General features: G+C 29.3%; 26 protein-coding genes. 18 read left to right on the top strand and 8 right to left on the bottom strand.

The window, feature by feature from the left end:
* Positions 1-24 precede the first annotated feature (24 nt).
* Positions 25-1035 (top strand): ABC transporter substrate-binding protein, encoded by a 1011-nt coding sequence (locus JOC70_RS04825; RefSeq protein WP_204597736.1) that lies wholly within the window; start codon positions 25-27, stop codon positions 1033-1035.
* A 63-nt stretch (positions 1036-1098) separates the two neighbouring features.
* Here JOC70_RS04825 and JOC70_RS04820 read toward each other — a convergent pair whose 3' ends face one another.
* Positions 1099-1419: a LiaF transmembrane domain-containing protein gene (locus JOC70_RS04820; protein WP_204597735.1), complete on the bottom strand. Its 321-nt coding sequence runs from the start codon at positions 1417-1419 to the stop codon at positions 1099-1101.
* Positions 1386-1886, bottom strand: coding sequence for a hypothetical protein (locus JOC70_RS04815; RefSeq protein ID WP_204597734.1), 501 nt, complete (start codon positions 1884-1886; stop codon positions 1386-1388). The genes JOC70_RS04820 and JOC70_RS04815 overlap by 34 nt, the downstream gene beginning before the upstream one ends.
* 226 nt (positions 1887-2112) lie before the next feature.
* Here JOC70_RS04815 and JOC70_RS04810 point away from each other — a divergent pair, with 226 nt between their 5' ends.
* The 5 genes from JOC70_RS04810 (at position 2113) to JOC70_RS04790 (ending at position 7481) form a co-directional block, all read left to right on the top strand.
* A complete protein-coding gene (locus tag JOC70_RS04810; protein ID WP_204597733.1) occupies positions 2113-3189 on the top strand; it encodes a M24 family metallopeptidase in 1077 nt (358 codons plus the stop codon).
* Between the two features lie 188 nt (positions 3190-3377).
* On the top strand, positions 3378-3959 hold the full coding sequence (locus JOC70_RS04805; RefSeq protein WP_204597732.1) for a TetR/AcrR family transcriptional regulator: 582 nt from the start codon (positions 3378-3380) through the stop codon (positions 3957-3959).
* 15 nt (positions 3960-3974) lie between these two features.
* Positions 3975-6035 (top strand): methyl-accepting chemotaxis protein, encoded by a 2061-nt coding sequence (locus JOC70_RS04800; RefSeq protein ID WP_204597731.1) that lies wholly within the window; start codon positions 3975-3977, stop codon positions 6033-6035.
* A 218-nt stretch (positions 6036-6253) separates the two neighbouring features.
* Positions 6254-6907: a hypothetical protein gene (locus JOC70_RS04795; RefSeq protein WP_204597730.1), complete on the top strand. Its 654-nt coding sequence runs from the start codon at positions 6254-6256 to the stop codon at positions 6905-6907.
* A gap of 19 nt (positions 6908-6926) precedes the next feature.
* Positions 6927-7481: a hemerythrin domain-containing protein gene (locus JOC70_RS04790; protein ID WP_204597729.1), complete on the top strand. Its 555-nt coding sequence runs from the start codon at positions 6927-6929 to the stop codon at positions 7479-7481.
* 111 nt (positions 7482-7592) lie between these two features.
* Here the strand turns inward: JOC70_RS04790 and JOC70_RS04785 are convergent, their stop codons facing one another.
* Both JOC70_RS04785 and JOC70_RS04780 read right to left on the bottom strand, forming a co-directional pair.
* Positions 7593-8303 (bottom strand): MgtC/SapB family protein, encoded by a 711-nt coding sequence (locus JOC70_RS04785; protein WP_204597728.1) that lies wholly within the window; start codon positions 8301-8303, stop codon positions 7593-7595.
* Positions 8304-8483: 180 nt separating this feature from the next.
* Positions 8484-9842 carry a glycosyltransferase family 2 protein gene (locus JOC70_RS04780; protein WP_204597727.1) on the bottom strand — a complete coding sequence of 453 codons (1359 nt, stop codon included), beginning with the start codon at positions 9840-9842 and terminating at the stop codon, positions 8484-8486.
* A 252-nt stretch (positions 9843-10094) separates the two neighbouring features.
* On the opposite strand from JOC70_RS04780, the gene msrB reads away from it, so the two are divergent.
* The 3 genes from msrB to JOC70_RS04765 all read left to right on the top strand — a co-directional run bounded on the left by msrB (position 10095) and on the right by JOC70_RS04765 (position 11593).
* A complete protein-coding gene (gene msrB / locus JOC70_RS04775; RefSeq protein WP_204597726.1) occupies positions 10095-10556 on the top strand; it encodes a peptide-methionine (R)-S-oxide reductase MsrB in 462 nt (153 codons plus the stop codon).
* Positions 10557-10699: 143 nt separating this feature from the next.
* The gene (trxA, locus tag JOC70_RS04770) at positions 10700-11017 is read left to right on the top strand and encodes a thioredoxin (protein ID WP_204597725.1); all 318 of its coding nucleotides are present in this window, start codon (positions 10700-10702) and stop codon (positions 11015-11017) included.
* A gap of 255 nt (positions 11018-11272) precedes the next feature.
* A complete protein-coding gene (locus tag JOC70_RS04765; RefSeq protein ID WP_204597724.1) occupies positions 11273-11593 on the top strand; it encodes a thioredoxin domain-containing protein in 321 nt (106 codons plus the stop codon).
* A 338-nt stretch (positions 11594-11931) separates the two neighbouring features.
* Here the strand turns inward: JOC70_RS04765 and JOC70_RS04760 are convergent, their stop codons facing one another.
* Complete coding sequence (locus tag JOC70_RS04760) at positions 11932-12078, bottom strand: hypothetical protein (RefSeq protein WP_204597723.1); 147 nt, start codon at positions 12076-12078, stop codon at positions 11932-11934.
* Between the two features lie 290 nt (positions 12079-12368).
* Between JOC70_RS04760 and JOC70_RS04755 the strand changes: the two genes are divergently transcribed.
* The 3 genes from JOC70_RS04755 (at position 12369) to lgt (ending at position 14319) form a co-directional block, all read left to right on the top strand.
* The gene (locus tag JOC70_RS04755; RefSeq protein WP_035310694.1) at positions 12369-12575 is read left to right on the top strand and encodes a cold shock domain-containing protein; all 207 of its coding nucleotides are present in this window, start codon (positions 12369-12371) and stop codon (positions 12573-12575) included.
* A gap of 291 nt (positions 12576-12866) precedes the next feature.
* Entirely contained in the window at positions 12867-13505 is a 639-nt protein-coding gene (locus JOC70_RS04750) for a DUF3793 family protein (protein WP_204597722.1), read from the top strand.
* Positions 13506-13560: 55 nt separating this feature from the next.
* The gene (gene lgt / locus JOC70_RS04745) at positions 13561-14319 is read left to right on the top strand and encodes a prolipoprotein diacylglyceryl transferase (protein WP_341534851.1); all 759 of its coding nucleotides are present in this window, start codon (positions 13561-13563) and stop codon (positions 14317-14319) included.
* A gap of 37 nt (positions 14320-14356) precedes the next feature.
* Here lgt and JOC70_RS04740 read toward each other — a convergent pair whose 3' ends face one another.
* From JOC70_RS04740 to JOC70_RS04730, 3 genes are all read right to left on the bottom strand, one after another.
* The gene (locus JOC70_RS04740; RefSeq protein ID WP_204597720.1) at positions 14357-14989 is read right to left on the bottom strand and encodes a hypothetical protein; all 633 of its coding nucleotides are present in this window, start codon (positions 14987-14989) and stop codon (positions 14357-14359) included.
* 13 nt (positions 14990-15002) lie between these two features.
* A complete protein-coding gene (locus JOC70_RS04735) occupies positions 15003-16235 on the bottom strand; it encodes an aminopeptidase (RefSeq protein WP_204597719.1) in 1233 nt (410 codons plus the stop codon).
* 94 nt (positions 16236-16329) lie between these two features.
* On the bottom strand, positions 16330-16827 hold the full coding sequence (locus JOC70_RS04730) for a GNAT family N-acetyltransferase (RefSeq protein WP_204597718.1): 498 nt from the start codon (positions 16825-16827) through the stop codon (positions 16330-16332).
* 149 nt (positions 16828-16976) lie between these two features.
* Here JOC70_RS04730 and JOC70_RS04725 point away from each other — a divergent pair, with 149 nt between their 5' ends.
* From JOC70_RS04725 to JOC70_RS04700, 6 genes are all read left to right on the top strand, one after another.
* Positions 16977-17837, top strand: coding sequence for a hypothetical protein (locus tag JOC70_RS04725; RefSeq protein ID WP_204597717.1), 861 nt, complete (start codon positions 16977-16979; stop codon positions 17835-17837).
* Positions 17827-18039: a hypothetical protein gene (locus tag JOC70_RS04720; RefSeq protein ID WP_204597716.1), complete on the top strand. Its 213-nt coding sequence runs from the start codon at positions 17827-17829 to the stop codon at positions 18037-18039. The genes JOC70_RS04725 and JOC70_RS04720 overlap by 11 nt, the downstream gene beginning before the upstream one ends.
* A 34-nt stretch (positions 18040-18073) precedes the next feature.
* Positions 18074-19117: an ion channel gene (locus JOC70_RS04715; protein ID WP_204597715.1), complete on the top strand. Its 1044-nt coding sequence runs from the start codon at positions 18074-18076 to the stop codon at positions 19115-19117.
* A 112-nt stretch (positions 19118-19229) separates the two neighbouring features.
* Positions 19230-19775 carry a hypothetical protein gene (locus JOC70_RS04710; protein WP_204597714.1) on the top strand — a complete coding sequence of 182 codons (546 nt, stop codon included), beginning with the start codon at positions 19230-19232 and terminating at the stop codon, positions 19773-19775.
* Positions 19776-19895: 120 nt separating this feature from the next.
* Positions 19896-21668 (top strand): single-stranded-DNA-specific exonuclease RecJ, encoded by a 1773-nt coding sequence (gene recJ / locus JOC70_RS04705; protein WP_204597713.1) that lies wholly within the window; start codon positions 19896-19898, stop codon positions 21666-21668.
* A gap of 143 nt (positions 21669-21811) precedes the next feature.
* Complete coding sequence (locus JOC70_RS04700) at positions 21812-24190, top strand: PAS domain-containing sensor histidine kinase (RefSeq protein WP_243429028.1); 2379 nt, start codon at positions 21812-21814, stop codon at positions 24188-24190.
* The last annotated feature ends 42 nt before the right edge of the window (positions 24191-24232 follow it).

The raw sequence follows: 24232 nt of genomic DNA, 5'->3' as shown, positions 1-24232 counted from the left end.
ACAGTCTAAAAGGAGGAGTAAATTATGAAAAAGTTAAAGTATTTATCATTATTATTAGCATTTTTACTTTTAGTAATGACAGGATGTAGCAGTAAACAATCCAATCAAAATAAGGCAGATAAGCTAGAAGAGGTGGATTTAGTACTTGATTGGTATCCAAATGCAGTACATAGTTTCATATATACAGCTATAGAAAAAGGATATTTTAAAGAAGAAGGATTAAATGTAAATATTAAATTCCCATCTAATCCTACAGATCCACTATCACTACCAGCAGCAGGAAAAGCAACGGTTGGAATATACTATCAACCTGATGTTATAATTGCAAGAGCTAATGAAAAAGTGCCTGTAAAATCTATTGGATCTATAGTGCAATCACCTCTAAATGTAATAATAGCTTTAAAAGAAAAGGGGATAAATTCTCCTAAGGACCTATCAGGTAAAACTATAGGATTTTCAGGGAATCCATTAAATACAGAATATGTTAAAACAATGGTAAAAGAAGATGGGGGAGACCCAAGTTCAGTAAAGGTAATAGACGTAGGATTTGAGCTTTTATCTGCAATGATTACAAAAAAAGTTGATGCAACAACTGGGGGACTTATAAATCATGAAGTTCCTGTTATGAAACATGAAGGACATGAAATAAATTATTTTGATCCATCTAAGTATGGAGTGCCTAACTATTATGAATTACTTTTTGTTACAAGTGATAATACATTAAAAGAAAAGCCTGAGACTTTAAAGAAATTTATGAAGGCATGCAAAAAAGGATTTAATTTTACGAAGGAAAATCCAGATGAGGCATTAAGTATATTATTAAAGAATCAACAAAAAGATAATTTCCCTCTTATAGAAGCGGTAGAAAAGGAAAGTATGAATACTTTACTTCCAAAGATGGAATTAAAAGATAGCCCATTTTCAGCTCAAGACAAGAAAGTTTGGGAAGACAATATGAATTGGTTATATGAAAAGGGAATGCTTAAAGAAAAGGTAAAAGCAGAGGACTTTTATGTAGACTTACTTTCTAAATAGTATATATAATTAATGAGCAGTAAGTAGTATATATAATATATAACTACTTACTGCTTGTTTTTATTAAAAGGTATTTTTTGAGTGCTGAATACTTATCCAAGCGTCCTGTGGTAAGCTTACAAGTATGCAGCTTACTGCAGAAATGAAAAGTATTAATAGTATTAAAAAGATACTAATACCTTTTATCTTAAATTTTTCTGAGGAAAAGAGGCACATAGAGTTTGAAATTAAAAGTTCTGTGCCTAAGAGTATTAAAAGTACTGGCCACCATTTAAGAAAGCTTACAAGGGTTAGTATATCTTGAGAAGGAGATAAAAAAAGAACTATTCCAAGAAATATAAAAGATATTCCTAAGGTAAAAGATCCTGTTGTCCATTGGCGCATGGCTTATCTCCTCCAGTTTTTTTAGTTTTCTTACCTGCTAGAAGCTTTATTCCAATACCTATACATAAAATAGAAGCTATAGATGTTCTTATATAATTTTCAATTCTCATATCTAGATATATGTTTAATGATGGAAATATTACTCTGTTTATCATAGATAAAATCCCAATTATTATAAGTCCATAAGCTATTAACTTTACTTCATCACCTTTACATACAAAGTTGATGCCTTCATCTTCTGCAATAGGTTTATCAGACATCAATTGCTTTCGAACATCAAATATACTAAAAAACCAAATTATTGGAACCAAAAACATAGTAAAGGAAATACGGAGCCAGTCACTTAGCCCAATTATTAAGAAAAACGATGCCATAATTTGAATTCCTTTTCGCTGCAGCCCTATATACATGTGACCTGCCCCAGGCATTAATGAAAATAGCATTGCTAAAGATTTATTATTTTGCATTTTAACAACTCCTTAAAATTTTCTTTCTAAGGAATACTATAAGACTTAATTCTTAAATAAAAGAAAATACAAATATTAAAAATTTCTTAAGTTTATTCAGTATAAGCTTGTAAAAGCAATTAATTGGAATTATTATACATAATAAACTTAATGGTATATTAATGTAATTGATAATAATATTTTGTGGTAAACTAAAAGTATAAATTAACTAAGGGGGTATTAAGAAATGAAACGAAATAGACTAGAAAAAGTATTAAATGATATGGAGAAAAAAAATATATCACAACTCATAATAACAGATCCATCTTCTATATTTTACTTAACAGGAAAATGGATTCATCCAGGAGAGAGAATGCTTGCGCTTTACATAAACTTAGCTGGAAAACATAAGCTGTTTATAAATGAGCTTTTTCCAGTATATGAGGACTTAGGGGTGGAAAAGGTTTGGTTTAAAGATACAGATGATAGTATAGAACTTTTGACTAATTATATAAATAAGGATCAGGTAATTGGTATAGATAAAAACTGGCCAGCTAAATTTTTATTAAAATTAATGGAGCATAATGCAGCTAAGGGTTATATAAATGGATCGGACATTATAGATGAAATAAGGATGAAAAAGGATGAAGAAGAAAAAGAACTTATGAGAAAGGCTTCAAAGATAAATGATGAAGCTATAGAAAGACTTATAAATATAATACCTGAAGGATTAACAGAAAAAGAAATGGGTCAAAGACTATTAAAGATATATGAGGAAATAGGAGCAGAGGGATTTTCCTTTGAACCAATTATAGCTTATGGAGCAAATGCAGCAGATCCCCACCATGAAGGTGATAACTCAAGGGTAAAAGAAGGGGACTGCGTAATTTTAGATATAGGATGTAAATATAAATCATACTGTTCTGATATGACTAGAACTGTATTTTATAAAAACATACCTGAAAAATCAGAAGAAATATATAATATAGTACTAGAAGCTAATAACAGAGCTATAAATATGGTAAAGCCAGGAGTTAGATTTTGCGATATAGATAAGGCTGCAAGAGACTATATAGAATCCAAAGGGTATGGTAAGTATTTTACTCATAGAACAGGCCATTCAATAGGTATAGATGTACATGATTTGGGAGATGTATCATCAATAAATACAGACATAGTGGAGCCTGGCATGATATTTTCTATTGAACCAGGAATATACCTTCCAGGAGAAGTGGGAGTAAGAATTGAAGATTTAGTATTGGTAACAGAGGAAAGCTGTGAAGTGTTAAATAGCTTTACAAAAAATGGTCTAAGAATAGAATAAACTATGATTTTTATTAATTTAATTAAAAGACTAAAAGAAGTTTGCAAATGCAAGCTTCTTTTTTATAAGTTACAATTATTTATCAATTATATAAGTTTTGGAAAAAATAATGAGAAATATATTGAAATTTGGAAAAAATTATATTATTATAAATAAATAAACGTTCGTTAAGTTAGGGGAGGGTATAGTTGTCGGTTGAAATTAAAAAAACAGCAGTGAACTTATTTTCAAAGAAAGGGTATTCAGGAACCTCTGTAAGAGATATAACAAAATCATTAGGAATAACTCCTGCCGCATTATATGCACATTTTGGGTCAAAAGAAGAACTTTTTTTAAAGGTATTTGCAGAAGGCTGGGAGGAAATAATAAAAGAAGTTAAAGACATCATAATAAGTAGTGAGGGAAAACCATATAAGGATATATTGCATGATGTATATACGCATTATGTAACTGCTTATATAAAGGACAAGCAAAGAACGGTTTTTGTACTTAGAAATGTAATGTTTCCTCCAGATGAACTAAGGGAAAAAGTATTTGATATTTTTTATAAAAATGCAAGTGAATTTAATATTCATATGAAGGAAATATTTAATGAATGTATAGAAAAAGGTATTATAAAAGATTTACCACTTCAGGAACATGAGGACATATTTTATAAATTTGTGGATTGTTTTTTATTTGAAATAACAGCAATAAATAAAGTAATTACTTTGGATGAAATTGAAAAGCATTGGATGTTTTACTGGACACTTATAGAAAATAGACGTTAAAAAGGAGAGACTTATATGAAAATATTTAAATTTACATCAATACGCAAAAGAATATTAACGACTGTATTACCATGTGCAATAATTTCAATGTTAGTGTTATCTGTTTTAAGCTACGAAAATTCCAAGAGTATAATAAATAACGAAATTAATCATAAAATGGATTTTAAAATTAATCATATAGTTGAATCTATAGAAAAAAATCTTACAAATCACAGTAGAATTCCCAATATCCTTGCTAGAACTGTTGAAACTTTAGGAAGCACCATGACAGAGGAGCAATATGAATCAATTTTAAAAAGATATACTGCAGTTAATGGTGCTACTTTTGGAGCTGGAGTTTGGTTTGAACCTTTTATGTATGAAAAAGATAAGAAATATTTTGGACCATATGTTTATAAAGATAAAGGCGCCATAGTTTATACAGATGAATATAGTAATGAAAAATATGATTATCACAATTTAGAATGGTATAAGATTGGAACTAATACCGATAAACAAGTCGTATGGTCTGACCCATATTATGATGAAGTTGGAAAAGTTACAATGGTTACAGCTACAGTTCCATTTTATGATAACAACAAAAAACTTTTAGGTGTAACCACAGGAGATGTAGATTTAACAAATATTCAAAAGTTCATTGACGAAGCAAAAATGGGAAGTACAGGAAAGGCCTTCTTACTTGACAAGAATGGAGTGTATATGGCAGGAGTAGATGCTTCAAAAATAATGAAAACCAATATAAAGGAAGACAAAAATAAGAGTATAGCAGAACTTGGACAAAAGATGACTTCAAAACAAAAGTCTGTTGGTGAGTATTCAGATGAAAATGGAGATAATATTGTATATTATGCGCCTATAGCAGAAACAGGATGGATGCTTGGAATTTCAATGTCTAAAAATGAACTGTACAGTCCTTTAAAGAATTTGATGTATAAGCTAACATTTATAAGCTTAATGTTTATAGCATTAATATTAGTCATTATTTTATTATTCGAGTCTTATATTACTAGAAATATTAAAAGGATTTTAGAATTTAGTCAAGCGTTAGGAGCAGGAGATCTAACTCATGGTTTAGACATACAGTCTCATGATGAACTTAGAAGTCTTGGAAAATCACTGAGTTTAGCACAAGAAAATATTAAGAATATATTAGCTGAAATAGATGAGGGCTCAGAAAAATTGAGTACGTCTAGTGTAGAACTTTCTTCAACTATTGATAATATTTCTTCAAAAGTAGATACAGTAAACATGGCTATTACACAAATATCAAGGGGCACTCAGGACTTGAGTTCCACTGCGGAAGAAGTAAATGCTTCTACAGAAGAAATCGTCTCTACTGCTCATGAGCTTTCTAAGAAAGCTGGAGACGGAAGTGAAGCCTCAAAAGAAATTAAAGCTCGTGCTGGCCAAATAAAAAGAACTGGCAAGGAATCTATAGAAACAGCAACAAAAATTTATGAAGAAAAACAAGGTAATATTATTGAAGCTATTGAAAAGGGAAAGATTGTAGAAGAAGTTAGGATAATGGCGGAGTCAATTTCAGATATAGCAAGCCAAACGAATCTTTTAGCGTTAAATGCAGCAATTGAAGCTGCGAGAGCTGGGGAACAGGGAAGAGGATTTGCAGTAGTTGCAGATGAAGTTAGAAAGCTTGCAGAACAGTCGTCTCAAGCGGTATCAGATATTCAAAATACAGTATCACAAGTGCAAGAAGCATTTAATAACCTTTCTAAAAATGCTCAAGATGTGTTAGGATTTATAGATGATAAGGTTAAGCCTAACTATGAACTACTATTAAATACAGGAGAGCAATATGAAAAGGATGCAGAATTTATAAGTGTACTATCAGAGGAGATAGCCATTGCAAGTAAATCAATGAGTGAGATTATGACTCAGGTAAGTAGTGCTATTGAAATTGTATCTACAACTGCGGAGGAAACTGCAGCAGGTTCTGAAGAGATTTCTGCAAATACTAACGATACAGCCATTGCATTAGAAGAAGTGGCAAAATCTTCACAGGAACAATCTGAACTTGCAGAAACCCTTAATAACATAGTAAAGAATTTTAAATTATAACAAAATACTTCTGAGCGTATATGAATATAAGCTCAGAAGTTATTCATTTTTTGACTAAAAGATAAAAACAAAACATAATTCCACTAAAAAGGTATACTTTTTTACAAAGTGGTAACATAGGATACCGAGTTTTAAATTAATAACATATAAAATAAGAATTAAGAAAATACTAGTAGAGAAAATAAATTTAACAAGTAAATTTTAGGAGGAATATAAATATGAGTAAGTTTTTAGGTAAAATACATTATTGGCTATTTGATAAAATAGCGTGGTTTGAATCTTTGGAGCAAGAAATAATAGATTGGGGCAAGGGCAAATCAGACTTGTCTATGCTACAATGGGAAAAAGAAGCTATAGAAAAGTTTGGCGCTCCTGTAGGAAGAGTAGCTCTTGAAGATGTAATAGATACATCAAATATTCATGGATGGCTTCAAGATAAGATAAATAGAGCAGAACTAAGACAGGCATTTATAATAACTAAGGTTATAGATTCACCAAATGGAGAAAATTACAAGGAAGATTTAAAAAATATATATAAGTCTCAAGGTACAGAAGCAGGTGCAAAACATAAAGGAGAATATGCACTTGAGACACCAGATGAAATATTTAATGTTATAAATAACTATATATTAGAAGGAATGCCTTGTGATCGTGTAAATGAGGTTTCTGAAAATACTAAAGATGTATTCAGCTGGTTTGCAACAACTTGTCTTCATACACAATACTGGAACCAAGTACAGGGTAACGTTTCAAACTTTTATGCATTAAGAGAAGAATGGACTCGTGCCTTTGTAGAAGCTCTTTCAGAGGAATATGCATATGAAGTAAAAGATGAAAATGGACACAGACTAAATACAATATATAGAAAGTAATTTAAAAGGAGGTATCATTATGAATGCTATTGAGCTTATGATGAATGAACATAAAAATATAATAAGAATGCTTCAAGTTGTGAGAAAATATTCTTATAAAGTGTTAAAAAATGAAGAGGTCGATATCAACGATTTTTACAAGATAATAGACTTTATTAGAAATTATGCAGATAAACATCACCATATGAAAGAAGAAAATTCTCTGTTTAATAGACTAAGTGAAAAAATGGGGGGAGCGACTCAAAGTGGACCTATAATGGGAATGCTTATGGAACATGACTTAGGAAGAATGCATATAAAACTATTAGAAGAAGCTCTTGAAGAATTAAAAAAAGGCAATGATGAATCTAGACTTGATGTAATAGCTAATGCTATAGCTTATGCAGAACTATTAAAAAGACATATTGAAAAGGAAGATACAGTTATATATAAATATGCAGAAAGAGCATTATCATCTGAAGAACAAAAAGCAGTTGAAGAGGAATGCATAAATGTAGAAAAAACTGCTGAAGAAAGTAAAACGCAACAAAAGTATATAGATTTACTAGAAGAATTAGAAAAAAAGGTGCAATAGTATAAAACGGAGCCCGGTTATATGGACTCCGTTTTGCATTGTTGTAGTAACTATGTTAAACAAATAAAAGTAAAGCAGTAATATTTATTTTAAATGTTATGCTTTATACAGTTATTCTTCATCATATTCCTTTACAGATATGATTTCTTCAATAGTACATAAATCCTGTATTAGTGAAGATGGATAAATTGATAAAGGCGTAGAGAGGGTATAAAATGCTTTGTGATAGTTTAGTTCCTCGTCAGTGGTGAATGATACGCTTGTAACTTCTATACTTCTAGCATTAAAAAGTCTTTCAGCCTTTTGCACAAATCTATTATTTAAATATTGCAGTTCAATTTTTATAATTTTATTTTTGTCTAAAAATTTCACTTCAAATCTTTTAAGGCTAACCAATACTAAAAATACTCCTACTGCTGCAGCAATACTTAAAAAATAATATCCAAGACCTATGGCGAGTCCAATACATGCTACAGTCCATATACTTGCAGCAGTAGTAAGGCCTCTTACAGAACCCTTTTCATGGATTATAGTACCAGCACCTAAAAAGCCAACACCAGTTATAACTTGTGCACCCATTCTGCCTATATCCACCTTAAGTGATGACACAAGAGCGGGATTTGCAGCTATCTGCTTTGTCATGTCATGAACAGCTACTTCTTGGATTATTGAAATTGCAGTTGCGCCAATACAAACTAAAATATGGGTTCTAAAGCCAGCTGGACGTTGTTTATATTCTCTCTCGTACCCTATAAGCCCACCAATTATTATAGAAAGAAAAAGTCTTACAATAATTTGTATATATAAGTTGTTAAAATCCATTTTAAGCCCTCCTATAAGTTGTTTAATTAGTTTTTTATGCCGAAAATTATTAGGCATTTTTTCTATTCTCCCATCTTTAGCTAATAAAATCAATATATTTATAAATATATATAGTAAATGATACTCTAAATAGACAGAAATTATGAGTATAGTATTTAAAATAGAAAAGAGAAGAGTTTATTATTTCCAAACTCTCCTCAGCTTTAAAATCTCCTGGAAGTATCCAATTAATGACATAGGGCTCATAAGCATTTGATATGCTAGGACATAAACTACAAATCCTAGAAAATTTTTTCTAATTTGTAGTTTAAGACTTTTAAATACATTTCGTTGATATCTATATAGTACATAGTTTTGAAGAAGTGCTAAAGGAAGTACAAATAAAGTCATTACGCCAACTATAGCATGATTGCCCCAAAATGCAAGTATTAGGCCAGGGATGAAAAAAAATGTATATGCAATATCTAAATAAGGCATAATAAAATTAATTGTAGTTAAATACTTGATATACATTATAGGCTGGTTCCAAGGCTTTATAAGTTTTAGAGCCTCAATCATACCCCTTGCCCATCTACTTCTTTGACGAGTTAAGTGTTTTAAGCTAGTAGGTACATCTGTAAATGCAACAGATAGTGGCTCAAAAAAAACCTTTTTATTATTATTTAAAATGTTCCAAGTAAGAACTATATCTTCTCCTATGGCATCGGGCCACCCGTTAATATTTTTTATTATACTTGTTTCATACAATGAAAAAGCTCCTTGAGCAACTAGTGTACCTTGATAAAGACCCTGAAATCTTTTAATACTTGCAATACCTAGAAAATAATCCCATTCTTGAAGCTTGGTTACAAAGTTATAGCGGCTATTTCTTGTTAGCACAGTTCCCGCTACCGCACAAACATCAGAAGGAGAAGATTCCATTCTAGATATCAGATGCTTTAAAGCAGATTTATGCAAAATAGTATCAGCGTCTAAAGTTATTAAGTAATTAGTTTCAACATATTTTAAAGCTGTATTCAAAGCATTGTGTTTTCCAGGTTTATTTTCCTGTATGACTAAAATATCTAGTCCAAGCCTTTTACCTTCATGTTTAGCAACTTTAAATGTATTATCAGTAGAAGCGTTATCAACTACAATTACTTTAATAGCTCCATCAAAGTCTTGCTTTGGGATATATGAGAGGGTATCTGTAATTCTTTTTTCTTCATTATGACAAGCTATAATTATTGTGATTTCATTTATAGACTTTCTTTTATTGAACCTAGGTTGTCTATCTAATAATAAACTTGTTAGAACAAACATGTTTATATAACCAGGGATATATCCAAGTCCTCCTATTGCAAATAGTGCAACAGGAAAAGTTAATAAGCTTGAAAGATCCTTAAGCCATGGGAGGGATAAAAATATAGAAAATGTCATCCATAAAAATGCAATAAAGTTACTTATAAAAAACTTAGTATTAACTTCAACATACCTATCTTTCTTAAAAGAAGTGTATTTCAAGTCGAATAGAGTATGAGAAAAAATATTTCGACACATAATCTCACCTCAGTAAATGATTTTGTACAAAATTCGACAAGTATAGTGTAAATTATATCAATAGTCTACAGTACAGTCAAGGGAAGAGGTAATACAGATATCTTTACAATATATGTAGTTATCAACAAAAAATATTAACTTTGTTTTAATAAAATAATAAAAATATTTTTTTGTGGTATCATATATTTAGGCGATGATTTAAAGCTAATATTATCACTTGAGTATTATATATTTAAAGACAAGAGGATGATTATGGATAAGAATTGTTTGAATTTTAATAAGGAAAAGGAAGTAGAAAAATTAAGTAAACTTCAATATGATGTTACCCAGAAAAATGCTACAGAAGCACCCTTTGAAAATGAATTTTGGAGCCATAATGAAGATGGCATATATGTAGATATAGTTTCAGGAGAGCTACTTTTTACATCTAAGGATAAATTTGATTCAGGATGTGGTTGGCCTAGTTTTACTAAACCAGCAGAAAAGAAAAATATAAGGGAAAAAGCTGATTTTAGCTTTGGTATGCATAGAATAGAGGTCAGGAGCAAATATGGAGATTCTCATTTAGGACACGTGTTTACAGATGGACCTGAAGATAAAGGTGGACTTAGATACTGTATAAATAGTGCAGCATTAAGGTTTATACCAGTAGATAAGCTTGAAGAAGAAGGTTATGGACAGTACTTAAAACTATTTAAAATGGTAGATAAATAATTAAATAATTGATAATTTGTTGTTAGTTGAAAAGTTAAAAATAATAAGGAAAAAATTAATAAAAGTAGTTGACTAAAATATAAATTTAGCATAGAATAGTAATATAAATAATACCCCTTAGGGGTATGATGGAGGTATTGAAAATGGTAACAGAAGTAAGAGATAATAGTTTCGAACAAGAAGTTTTAAAATCTGATATTCCAACTGTAGTTGATTTTTGGGCAGTATGGTGTGGCCCATGCAAGATGCTTGCACCTGTAATAGATGAAGTTTCAGAAGAATTAGCTGGAAAAGCTAAATTTGTTAAAGTAAATGTAGATGAGAATCCTGCAACAGCTAGTCAGTTTAGAATAGCAAGTATTCCTACTGTTATGATATTTAAAGGTGGTAAGGCAGTAGATACTTTAGTTGGATTTAGACCTAAGGACGCTATTAAAGCAGCTGTAGAAAAGCACCTATAATATTTATATAAATATTATTAATAAGCCATAAGTGCTTTAATGAATTGATATATAACAATCACTTATAGAAAAGGAAGTTTGCAATGCAGGCTTTCTTTTTTTATCTCGTTAATCTAATAGAGATTATTAACAAATAATAAACATTTATAAACTTTATAGATTTATACTATGGATATGGGATAAAATATAATAAGGAATATATAAGAGATTAGACGCAGCAATTTTAAGAATTTAATATATATGGAGGGAAATGTTGTGGTAATTAGTGTGAATGATGAGAATTTTAAAGAAGATGTTTTAAATTCTGACATACCAGTAATAGTTAAACTCTCTGCAGATTGGTGTCCATACTGCAGAAAATTTGCTCCAGTATTTGATAAGGTATCAGCAGAATATGAAGGTAAGGTTAAATTTATTGCAATGGATGTGGATTTGAGTCCGGAAACTCCTAAAGAGTACAAGGTTAATACCATTCCAACGGTTATAATTTTTAGGGACGGGGAAAAAGTGAATGAATATATAAATCCTCAAACTGAGGAAATTTTGAAAAACTTTTTACGCGAAAATCTTAATTAAAAATCTCTAGTCTCTAATCTCTAGCCGCTAATTGTCTTTAAGCACTTTTAAATATGGCGGTTAGAGATTAGTGGTTAGAGATTTTATTATTACAAATATACAAGTTTAAATAGAATTAAGTCTTATTCAATTACCAACAACAAAATTTTAAATGAATTTAATATTTAGCAGTAGCTGCTAGATTTTTTAATAACAAAATCACTTCCTAATTTTACTATTTCAGTAGGGCCAACAATGCGAGCAAGTTTTTCTTCTATTACAAATTTCACACCATCTTTTTCTATAATTATATCATTTTCCTGCTGCTCATCCAGAACAACATTTAGATTAGGGCCTCCTCAGCCAAAACCAGCCATATTAACTCTCACTGCACTTTTTTTTGAAGTACTTAAGGCTTCTTTCAAGTCTATTAATACTTCTGGTTTAACTACAACGTTAAATGTAGGCGGTTCTTTATGCCCTTTAAATAAAGAAAATAAACCCATATTAATTTAACCTCCTTTATAGTTAATATATTATTAGGATACCAAAAACACATAAAAATAGACAAGGAAATTTCATATATATAATTAAATAAAATTTGCTTTTAATTACAAATCCCAGCTATAATTAACGAAACTTTAGGAATGCATATTTTCAACATACATACTAGAATGTACTTTAAGAAATAATAATAAAGCAAAGACAATTAATAAAATATAAGGATGATATAAAGTATACAAAAATTAAAGCTAAAAACTTAAAATTGTTAATGTAGAAAGGTAGGTAATTTACTATGTTTACTGGTGTAGTTAAATGGTTTAACAATGATAAGGGATATGGATTTATATCTGCAAATGATGGAAGAGACGTGTTTGTGCATCATATGCAAATAAAAGAAAAAACCCATGATAAGGACTTACACGAAGGTGAAGAGGTAATGTTTGATGTGGTAGAAAAGGAAAAGGGACCAGCGGCAATAAATGTACAAAAAATTGAATAAATAATTTTAGATAAAAACTTCGTAAGATTTACGAAGTTTTTTATAAAAGTAAGGTAAATTTATAAATAAGTGTAGCTCAATTTATTTAACAACATCAGACTTAAATGAATATCATATAGTAATCTATTTTTAATTACTTATTAACTTATCTTATGAAATCTCCATTTTATTTTATGATTTAAGGGTAAAAAGTGTTACACTGTGGAAAAATAATATTGACAAGGAAAGTTTGGGTATATATTGGAATGATTAATGACAAAAATCATTATCAATTATAAAGGAGTAGAAACTATGTGCAAAAGAGATGAAGTAGAATATATTAAAACTTTTAATAAAGAAGATTTGTTATATGTTACAATAAGCTATCATATTGCTCCAAGTATATTAGAAAATAAGCCCTCCACAATGTTGACATTTAGTGAAGATGATAGAGATTTATACAAGCTTTGGAAGAAGTATGGAAATGAATATATTAAGCTTATGGATATAGAAGCATTTGAATTAGCAGAAGATGATAAGAAATGTACAGTTTTGTTTTATGAAAAACAAAAACTAGAAAAGATTATTTTTAATAATGAAAATATGCAGTTCTTAAAAAACTTTGGGTACAATAATTTTTATAATTTAACTAAGTGTTTAAATCACTTGAGGGATAGATTTAAGGTGTGTTGCCCTCATGAAATGGGCATATTTTTAGGAATTCCATTAAAAGATGTTCAAGTATTTATTTGTGGAGAAAATAAAGATTGCTTGTTATGTGGATATTGGAAGGTATATTATAATGAAAAGGAAGCAAGAGATACATTTATAGCTTATGATAAGGCAAAGGAAAAGGTTATAGATTTTATAAAAACTTATGATGAAATGGATGTTAAAAAATTTAAGAAGTTTATGGAACTTCAAAGAAAAAATTCATTATTTATACATTAATATATGGTATAATAATAAGCTGTATAATAAAAGGACATCTAAAGGGGGAAGTAAAGTGAATCCAATAGCGTTTAATATTTTTGGCTTGGATGTAAGATGGTATGGAATATTTATTGCTACAGGTATACTTATCGGGGTTATATTTTCAAAGTATACATGTAAGTTAAAAAGTATAGATTATGAAAAGATGCAAGATATAGTATTTATTGCACTTCCTTTTGCTATTATTGGAGCCAGATTATATTATGTATTATTTAATTTAAATGATTATGATACATTATTTGAGGCTATTAACATACGAGAGGGAGGGCTTGCAATACATGGAGGAGTAATAGGTGCATTCCTATCTGCATGGATTTATACTAAAAATAAAAATTTAAGCTTTATAAAATATGCAGATGCAGCAGTACCATGGCTGATTTTTGCTCAAGCATTAGGCAGATGGGGAAACTTCTTTAATGGTGAGGCGCATGGGGGTGAGGTAACTTATGAGTTTATAAGTAGATTTCCTCAATTTATTCAAAAGGGAATGTTTATAGAAGGAAGTTATTATCATCCTACATTTTTGTATGAGTCACTGTGGAATTTGATGGTGTTTTTCATTTTAATATATTTACTTAAAAGAGAAAGTAAGGATGGAGTGGTTTTAGCTACATATATTGGCATGTATTCTTTAGCAAGATTCTTTATTGAGGGACTTAGAACAGATAGTTTAATGTTTGGACCTATAAGAATTGCCCAACTTGTAAGCCTTATAGGAATACTTGCCTCGATTGTGATTTTAGTAATTATAAAAAATAAAAAAATCAGATAAAAGAAATACTAAAAGGAAATTGCAATGCAATTTCCTTTTAGTATATTATTCCTTCTTTTTTCATGTAATCTTCTAGCTTCTTTCCAGAGCTTTCAAGAAAATCACTATATTTATCATCAAATTTTAATTGGGACTCAGCAATTTTTTGCACATCTTCACTTTGAAGAGATTTATCACTCAGCTTAGTTGTCATATCTTGTAGGGTATTTTGATCTGTAGAATTCAAGGAATTTAAATCAGTAATAACGTACCAAGATCCATTTTTATTAAGCAAATTTAAAAATTCAAAGTCTAGCTTTTCTTCGTGAATATTACTCATTGAAGTTTTAAAGGAACAAAGAGCTACAGAAAGATTATCTCTTTTATCAATTGAATGTATCAGATTTAAAGATACTTTTTTTACATCATAAGCCTTAGATTTTACATTTAACAATTTAATATTTGTAGTGTTAGAAGGATATATAGATGATTTAAATTCTTCTGAGTCTGTATCTAATTGATACATATAGTAAATTTTGATTGCTTCTTCAGGAGTAGTATTTTTAACAACAACTATAGAGTCTTTAGTTTTTTTCTCTATGGTATTAGTGCTTCCTGATTTTGCACTGCAACCTAAAAGCATAAGCATGCATACTGTTGAAATAAGACACATACTTAAAAATTTTCTCATTTATACACCACCTTTAAAATGCCCAATTTCCATTTTTAAATATAGACACTTCTGTGTTGTCATAAGTTAAACCTGTAATTTCTAAGTCAGCTGTTCCTATCATAAAGTCGTCATGTACTAAAGAATTATTAACTCCAGCTTTTTCTAACTCTTCTTCGTTCATATTGTCACTGCTTTTTAAGCATACAGGGTAAGCCTTTCCTATAGCTAAGTGACAAGAGGCATTTTCATCATATAAAGTATTATAAAATACTATATTTGAATTTGAAATAGGAGAATCATATGGAACTAATGCAACTTCACCTAAATAATGAGCGCCTTCATCAGTTTCTATAAGACTTTTTAAAGAATCATAACCTTTTTCAGCTTTGAAATCTACGATTTTTCCATCCTTAAAAGTAATAGAAAAGTTTTCAACTAAATTTCCATTACAATTTAATGGCTTTGAACTTACAACAGTGCCATTTACTCCTGTTTTCAATGGAAGAGTAAATACTTCTTCTGTAGGCATATTTGCAATGAATTCAACGCCATCTTGAGTTTGGTCAGCCCCACCAAGCCAAATATGATCTTTTGGAAGCTCTATCTTTAAATCTGTTCCTATAGAATTTTTGTAATATAAGTATTTAAAATTATAATCATTTAATATTTTTGTATTTTTTTCTAAGTTCTTCTTATGCTCTTCCCAAGCAGCTACAGGATCCTCTTTATCAACTCTCACAATTGCAAATATAGCATCCCACATTTTTTCAATAGCTTCTTCGGTAGAAATTCCTGGGAAAACTTTTTTGGACCAAGCTTCGGTAGGGACAGATACTATAGACCAGCTATTTTTATTGCTCATAAGTCTATCACTATATTCTTTTAATGCTATTTTTCTAGATTTTTGAAATCTAGCTATTTTTTCAGGTGTTACGTCCTTCATAACTTCAGGATCAGATGCAGATATACTTAAAAAAGCAGCACCTTCTCTTGCGTAGGAGATATAAAATTCTTTTTGCCATTTAGGTACTATATCAAATATTTCTTCAGGAGCCTTCATGTATCTTATTTTAGAGAAAAGCTCATCATTCCAATTTATAACTACATCCTTTGCACCTTCTTCAAAAGCTACTTCACTAATCATTCTTGCAAAAGATGCACATTCAATAGGAGAATTTAAAATTAAAGTTTGACCTTTTTGAATGTTTACACCAACCTTTACTGCTAAGGCAGCATATTTTTTAAGCATTTCTTTATTTACCATTTACATACTCCTTTCCTGTGTGATTTATAGAAATTTATAATTTCATTATAAATCAGCACATCTCAATTCATTGAGATGCTCTCTTAATTATTATTTATATTAAAGTTTTTTCATAGCAATAGAAAGTTCCTTCTTTTCCACTAAAGGTAACTTCTCCAACAAAGTTATAGCCACATCTTTTAAATAAGCTTTGAGCTTTGGTATTTAACGAATTTGTATCTATTTTCATGTAGTTTATACCTTTTTCTGTTGATAAGATTTCTGCAAATTTCATTAGTTCCAGCCCAATACCGCATCCTCTAAATTTGGAGTTAACTGCCATTCTATGAACTATCATGGAAGGCTTTTTTAAAGACCAAGCTAAAGTATTATATTCTTCAGGTTCATCAATATTTATACATGCAACACCAGCAATTTCGTTATTGATATCACAAACAAAAAGCTCTCCATTATATATATCATTTTTAAAATCTTCGCCTCTAGGATAATTTTCATCCCATTGAAAATTATTGTAGGAATGCATGTCAGATATAGCTATATCTACAATTTTTAAAATTTCTTCAATGTCTTTTGAATGTGCTTTTCTAACCAATTTAGTATCCCACCTTTTATAATAACAAATATATTTCTTATTATAATACCACAATTTAGAAAAGAGAGTACAATTTTCTTGAAAATAGTACTTAAAATTGATAATTTCAAATACTTTAGTATTATAGAAAGTTAAAAGAGGGGAAGGGGATGAATGATAAAGAAGATAGGTCTAAAAATAAGAGTGATTATGGCATCAATGAACTTAAGCAGTATTTAGAAAAGTATATAAAAGCATTAAAAAGCAAATTAATTCGAATGGATTATGAAATAGAGACAAAAAAGACAGAACTTATAAAAATATTAAAGGAGCAAAAGTCACTAAAAAAGAATTTATCTAAAGTAAAAATACATCCTTTAAAAAAAGGTTTAATAATAGATACAAAGACTGAAAACATAAATAATTACACAAAACTATGGAGTATTGATTATATAGGCAAAGGCGGCAAAAAGTGCAAAAAGTGTCAGGAGGAGCTGTGTTTAGATATAGTATGGCTTGGATTGTTTAAAAATAAATATGAACAAAGTACTTCAGCATTTATAGAATGTCCTGTTTTGTATTGTACAAAATGCAAACTGTATTATATAAATAATGTATTCAAAAAAGAAATTCAAAAAAGAATAGGAAAAAATGTTATAAAAATAGGTACTCCAAAGGAAAATGAGATTAAGCCTAAGCCCAATGTGAATATAGAAAGAAAGTTATATAAAGAAGATAAAGACAAAGATAATTTAACAAAAGATAATGCTTATTTTGATAGCTTAAATAAGAAAAGTGAATTATATAAACTAGGATACAATGTATCTAAACTAAATAAGGAAGAAAGAAAACAGATACTCCTGTACAAGGGTATTCCAGAGCTTGGTATTGATAATATATTAAGTCTTTTAAATTATCTTGTGGAGCTGAGAAAAAATAATAAAAGATATGTTAAAGCTGTGGCGGCATGGAAATGTGATATAGAACTATTAGAAAAATATAAAAGGGGAGAAGAGGTAAATGGCTCGTGATAGTGAGAAAGTATATGAGTCCCTAGATAGACTTTCAAACGATATAAGAGATATATTAGATATTATATTAAAAGAGCTAGCAAGGAAAAGAAAGCACTTGGAGTATTTAGAAAAAAGAATAGACGAAGAAAACAATAATAATTTACAATTGAAAAAAGTCTTAGATTATTATAATGTTAGTAGTAATGATAATAAAAAATGAAATGTATTAATTTATAACGAAAGAGGAAACATTCATGAAAGAAGTTAGAGTAATAACTGAAAAAAACTATTATACCATGGAAGATATATATGAACTTTTTAATACAGGATTTAATAAGATAGTTGAAAATACTATCTTTAGGGGATGTAACTTCTTGGGAGTGGATTTAGCGCAAATAATATGGATAAATTGTACTTTTGAAAATGTAAGATTTGATAAATGTAGAATAATAGGAACTTATTTTAATGAAAGTAGATTCATTTTTACAGACTTTATAAAATGTTATTTTGAGCAGGGGACAAAAAGCTTTGATTTAATGAGTTATTCTGTAAGTTCTTGTACTAGCTCCTTTAAGAAATGCATTATGAATTATGTGAATTTTATCAAGTGTAATAATAAAGACATAAGAATAGTTGAGTGTACTTCTGAGGGCATTGATTTTGAGGGGTGTAACTTGACTAGTTGTCAAATATTAAATAACAAATTTGATGCATTAAAAATATTCAATTGTGAACTTTATTCTACAGAATTTACTTATAATAGTATTATAAATGCAGAATTCGTGGAATGTGTGTTAAACAACAAAACTACGTTCAACTTTATAGATAATGAGGAAAATTTAACATCTAATATCCATATACTTTATCAAATATATAGATTTTTAAAGGTTCAGGGATATACCTCGGAGGCAGTGGAGTACTACTTAAAATACAGAAGCTATCAAAGAAAGGCTTCTAAAGGTATGAATAAAGTTTGGCTTTATTCACTTCATAAATTATTTGGAGATGGGGAAGAACTAAGAAAAATTTTATCAGGAGCTCTTTTAACTATATTTGTTTTTGGATTATTATATAATATCACAGGAATACAAGTAAACGTAAATTCTGAGGCAATTAAGAATGGACCGAAACTAATTCAATGCTTTTACTTAAGTGTATTAACTTTTACTACGTTAGGTTCTGGAGATATATCTCCAGCTACACCTATAAGTATGATTTTATGTATGATAGAAGTACTTATAGGTGTAATATATATAGCAGTTTTAACAGCTGTATTTTACAAAAAAATATCAAGTTAAAATGTGAATTTATGATATTATAAACAATCCCTTTTCTCGTATATTAAAGAAAAGTCCTTAATATACTTATATATGAAATAATAATTAATATAGGGGGAAGGGTAGAGAATAAATGGATAAGGAAAGTATGATAATTCATCTGGAAAACTTAATAAGCTTATTACAAGATAAGAAATCAAAAGACGCTAAAATTAAGCATCTTAGATCTCAAGGTAAAGATGTCATGGAGGCAACTATAGCAATATCTATGATTATGATTATAGTAGCTTTCTTTGGGCACATAAATTCCAATGCTTATATAAAAACAGCAAGTTTTATATTTAATAAGGAATTGTCAGAAGTATATATATATAATTTTTGTACTATGCTTATGTATATGGGAACTGTTATACTTATTTCAGGGATTTTATATAAACAATTATTTAAGAGAATAAATTTAGACAGACTAAAAAGCTTAAAAAGAGATATCAAGGATATTGAAAACGAACTCGATAATAATAGTATATATAATTTGTTAAAGGATACGGAATTTATTGATATAGAAGTACTTAAATATTTTAAAAAAAATTTAATAGCAGGCCGAATGGATACTTTAAAAGAATGTATGAATGTATATAAAAGGGATAAGTATATGGAAGCTTTAACAAATAATCATTAATCTCTAATCTCCAATTTCTAGTCTCTAGTGGTGATAGAATTACCTAATAGAGATTAATGATTGGAGATTATTCTTTTGTTTTAAGAGAATTTTATTATATAATCTTAGTGAGGTGATTTTTTGAAAAGTAAATGGATGCTAAAGTGCACTAGTTCTAATGTAAAGGCTTTAGCACAGGGAATAGGGGTAAATGAGACTATAATCAATGTGCTAATAAATAGAGGTATAAAGACCTCACGAGATATAAAAAAGTTTGTAGATGCGTCTTTAGAAGATTTATATAATCCTTTTTTTATGATAGATATGGATAAGGGTGTAGATATAATAAAAGAAGCAATAGACATGAAAAGAAAAATAGCCATATATGGAGATTACGATGCCGATGGAGTCACAAGCACAGTAATACTATATAAAGCATTGAAAAGGCTAGGTGGGAATTTTATTTATCACATACCAGACAGGGAAGCCGAAGGATATGGAATGAATTTAGACAGGATAAGGCATTTAAAAGAAGAGGGAGTAGAGATAATTTTAAGCTGTGATAATGGAATATCTGCCATAGATCAAATAGCGTATGCAAAGGAACTTGGAATTAAGGTTGTTGTAACAGATCATCACGAATTAACTTTTAAGGAAGAGGATGGTGAAAGGAACTATATACTTCCCAGTGCTGATGCGGTGATAAACCCTAAGAGGTTAGATTGCACTTATCCTTTTAAATTACTATGTGGAGCAGGAATAGCATTTAAGTTTGTTCAGGCACTTTATTCAGTATTTAACATTCCAGAAACTGAGGTTTTAGAATTTTTAGAGTATGCAGCAATAGGAACCATATGTGACGTAGTGGATTTAGTGGATGAAAATAGAATTATCGCTAAGAATGGATTAAGACTTATTAGGGATACAAAAAATATGGGATTAAATGCAATAATAGAAGAAACGTCAATAAATAAGGATACTATTAATTCTTATCATATAGGTTTTATAATAGGACCATGTATAAACGCTACTGGAAGGCTTGAAACAGCTAAGCTTTCAGTGGAACTTCTTTTAACAGAGGATGAGGAAGCTGCAAAGGATTTAGCGGCAAAACTTCATAAACTTAATATGGAGAGACAGGAAATGACTATTAAGAGTGTTGAGGAGATAGAAAGTATTGTAGAAAACTCATCACTAAAAAATGATAAGGTGCTAGTGGTATACAAGGAAAATGTACACGAAAGTATAGCAGGGATTGCAGCAGGAAGAATAAGAGAGAAGTATAATTTACCTACTATAATACTAACTAAAGGCAAAGACATGCCAAAGGGTTCAGGAAGATCTATAGAAAATTATAATATGTTTGAGGAACTTTTAAAATGTAAGGAGCTTTTAGATAAATTTGGAGGACATCCAATGGCAGCGGGATTGTCTTTAAAAGAAGAAAATATAGAACTTTTACGAAGAAAACTAAATGAAAACTGTATTCTTACGAAAGAGGATCTAATTCCTAAAATATCTATAGATAGAAAAATGAAGCTTAGTGAGGTATGCGTTTCCTTAATAAAGGAACTTAGCGTTTTAGAGCCCTTTGGAAAAGGAAATGCTTCCCCAATATTTGCAGAAAAAAACGTAGACATATATAAGATAAATTTTATAGGAAAAGATAAAAATACTTTAAAGTTCTCCTTGAAAATTGATGGAAGTTATAATAAAATTGATGCGTTGTGTTTTGGAAAGGGAGATGAATTTAAAGAGTATATAAAACAATACTTTAATGATGATTATTTAGATATTATAGATAACCCTAAAAACTTAAAGATGGATTTTATATTTTATCCAAGTTTAAATGATTATAATGGATATATAACTCCACAACTAAGAATAGTTGACTATAGAATTAGTGGCAAATAAGTTAGATTAAAAGGTAGGGGTAGATAAGAACTTTTAGAGAAATTAACCGGTTTACTAAAAAATATAAAAAGCTAGAAGGAAATTGAGGATTTTAATAGAATAATAGTTATAGTAATTTATCTAACTAAATTGGGGGATAGTGTATGGAAAGCAGGTTTGAAGGACTACCTTTTGGAGTTGTAATACTAGATAGGGAAACCTTAGACGTAAAATATAAGAATAGTGTTATGGATAATATAATAAAACAGCATGAGGATATTTCAGAAGATGAACTTAACATAATAGATATGCCACTAGCAATATTAAAAGTAGTAAATGCATGTGCAGATGATGGAGAGGAAAGATATATATCGGAATTTGAAGTGTTTCCAGGAAACTTTTTTAATATAACTGTAAGTGCTTATAAGAATATAGTGCAATTATTTTTATATGGAATAAAAAAGCCTATATTTAATAAAAAAGAACAAATCCTAAATAAGTGCGAGTTAACAACAAATATTTTAGAATCTATTCCTTATGTAGTATATATAACAGATAAATCTGGAGGAATAAATTATTTAAATAAAACTGCTTATCAATTTTTTGAAAGCGAAAATCCAACTTGTATAAAAAATGCATTTGAATTTATAAAGTATTATAATATAAAAAATGAACATGGAAATGACTTGAAAATAGTAGAATTCCCACCATATATAACTCTTACAGAAGGAAGAAAAGTTGAAAATAAGGTGATAAAATATTTCAACCAAGGAAAACCTGAATATTCCTCAATATCTTCATATCCTATATTTGAAAATGATCAGATTGTAGGTTCAACAGTAATATGTGAAATCATAACCGAAAGATACTTACAGAAATTGAGACAGGAAGAAGAAAAAAATAAATACTTAGAGGTTTCAACTGAACTTAAAACTAAATGTGATATTATAGAAACCTTAAGAAATAGGGAAAAAGATCATCTTCGTCATTTAAGAGATGTAATAAATAACATATCGGAAGGTATAGTGGTTATAGACAAAGAGGATAGAATTACTTTATGTAGTAGTTCTGTATATGAAATAACAGGACTTAGACATATAGAACTTATGGATTATAAGAATATAATAAGAAAATATGATATAGCTATAGAAGAAAACAAAGGCAGAAACATAGAATGGTTTTATAATGGATTTTATAAAAATAGACTCCCTATAAAAGATTTAATATTAAAAATTACTGAAAAGTCTACTAAAAATATAAAATATATAGAATTAAATACAAGTCCAATACTCAGAACAAATGGGGAGCTGTTACATACTGTTGTAACTTTAACTGATGTTACAGAAAAAAGAATCAATCAAATAATAGCAGAAGAACAGGCTTTATTTGTAGAAAATGTAGTAAATACATTAGATGTTCCTATTGCAGTCCTGGATTATCCTGAATGTAATTATAAGCTCTTAAATAAGAAATATGAGGAGCTGGTAAGCTGTATTGCAAAAAGAGAAATTAATGCATCGATGATGATTAATAAAAGTATATACGATGTATTTAAAGAAAGTACAATTGCAGGAAGCTTAACTAAAATAGCAGAGAGTGGAGAGGCTCAGATATTTTCACCATTATACATTAAGGATTATCAAGGAAGAGATAAATATTATAAACCGAAAGTTGCTCCTTATAAGGATAAAAACGGGAGAACAACTATATATATACATGTAGTAGATGTAACTGAGGAAATAAATCATAATATTCAATTAGAAAAGGTAAATAAGTTAAAGGATGAGTTTTTTAACATAATTTCCCATGAGCTTAGAACTCCTTTGACTATGATATATGGATCTTTACAGCTTGCTTATGATGTATACAATGGGGAAGTTACTCCTAATATAGATAAAACATTAACAAGAATAAGAGAAAATTCTAGCAGGCTTTTAAAGTTAACTAATAATATGATGGATATTTCAAAGGCTGATGCAGGACTTTTAACCTTAAATAATGTGAATTTTGATGTAGTCATGCATAGTGAAAATGTAGTGAATTCATCTTTATATTATGCTCAAAGAAAAGGAATAAATATAATATTTGATACAAATGAAGAAGAATGCAGTGTATTAATAGATAAGGAAAAGTTTGAAAGAATTTTATTAAATCTTTTATCTAATGCCATAAAGTATACCGCTGAAAATAAACATATTTATGTAAACCTTGAAGTGGAAGAAGAATCTTTTATTTTAAGAGTTAAGGATGAAGGTGTTGGAATTCCAGCGGATAAGATTGATACAATATTTGATAGATATTCCCAACTAAATAGTTCATTGTCTAGAAGGGCAGAGGGAACAGGACTTGGACTTGCAGTAGTTAAAAAATTTGTAGAAGCAATGAATGCATCTATTAAAGTAACTAGTGAGGAAAGAAAAGGTTCTGAATTTATAGTGAAGTTTAAAAGGTATTCAAGTGGGAAGAGCGGCTGTGCTCAATATGTAACCTTATCTGATAATTTTGATGATATATTAAATATTGAAATGTCAGATGTGTATTAAAAGCAATGAAGAAGGAGTTTGCTAAAGATGCAAACTCCTTCT

Source organism: Clostridium pascui, assembly GCF_016908015.1.
Taxonomy (GTDB): domain Bacteria; phylum Bacillota; class Clostridia; order Clostridiales; family Clostridiaceae; genus Clostridium_AK; species Clostridium_AK pascui.
The sequence above is the reverse complement of the archived record's forward strand: the minus strand, read 5'-3'. Positions and strand labels throughout refer to the sequence as shown.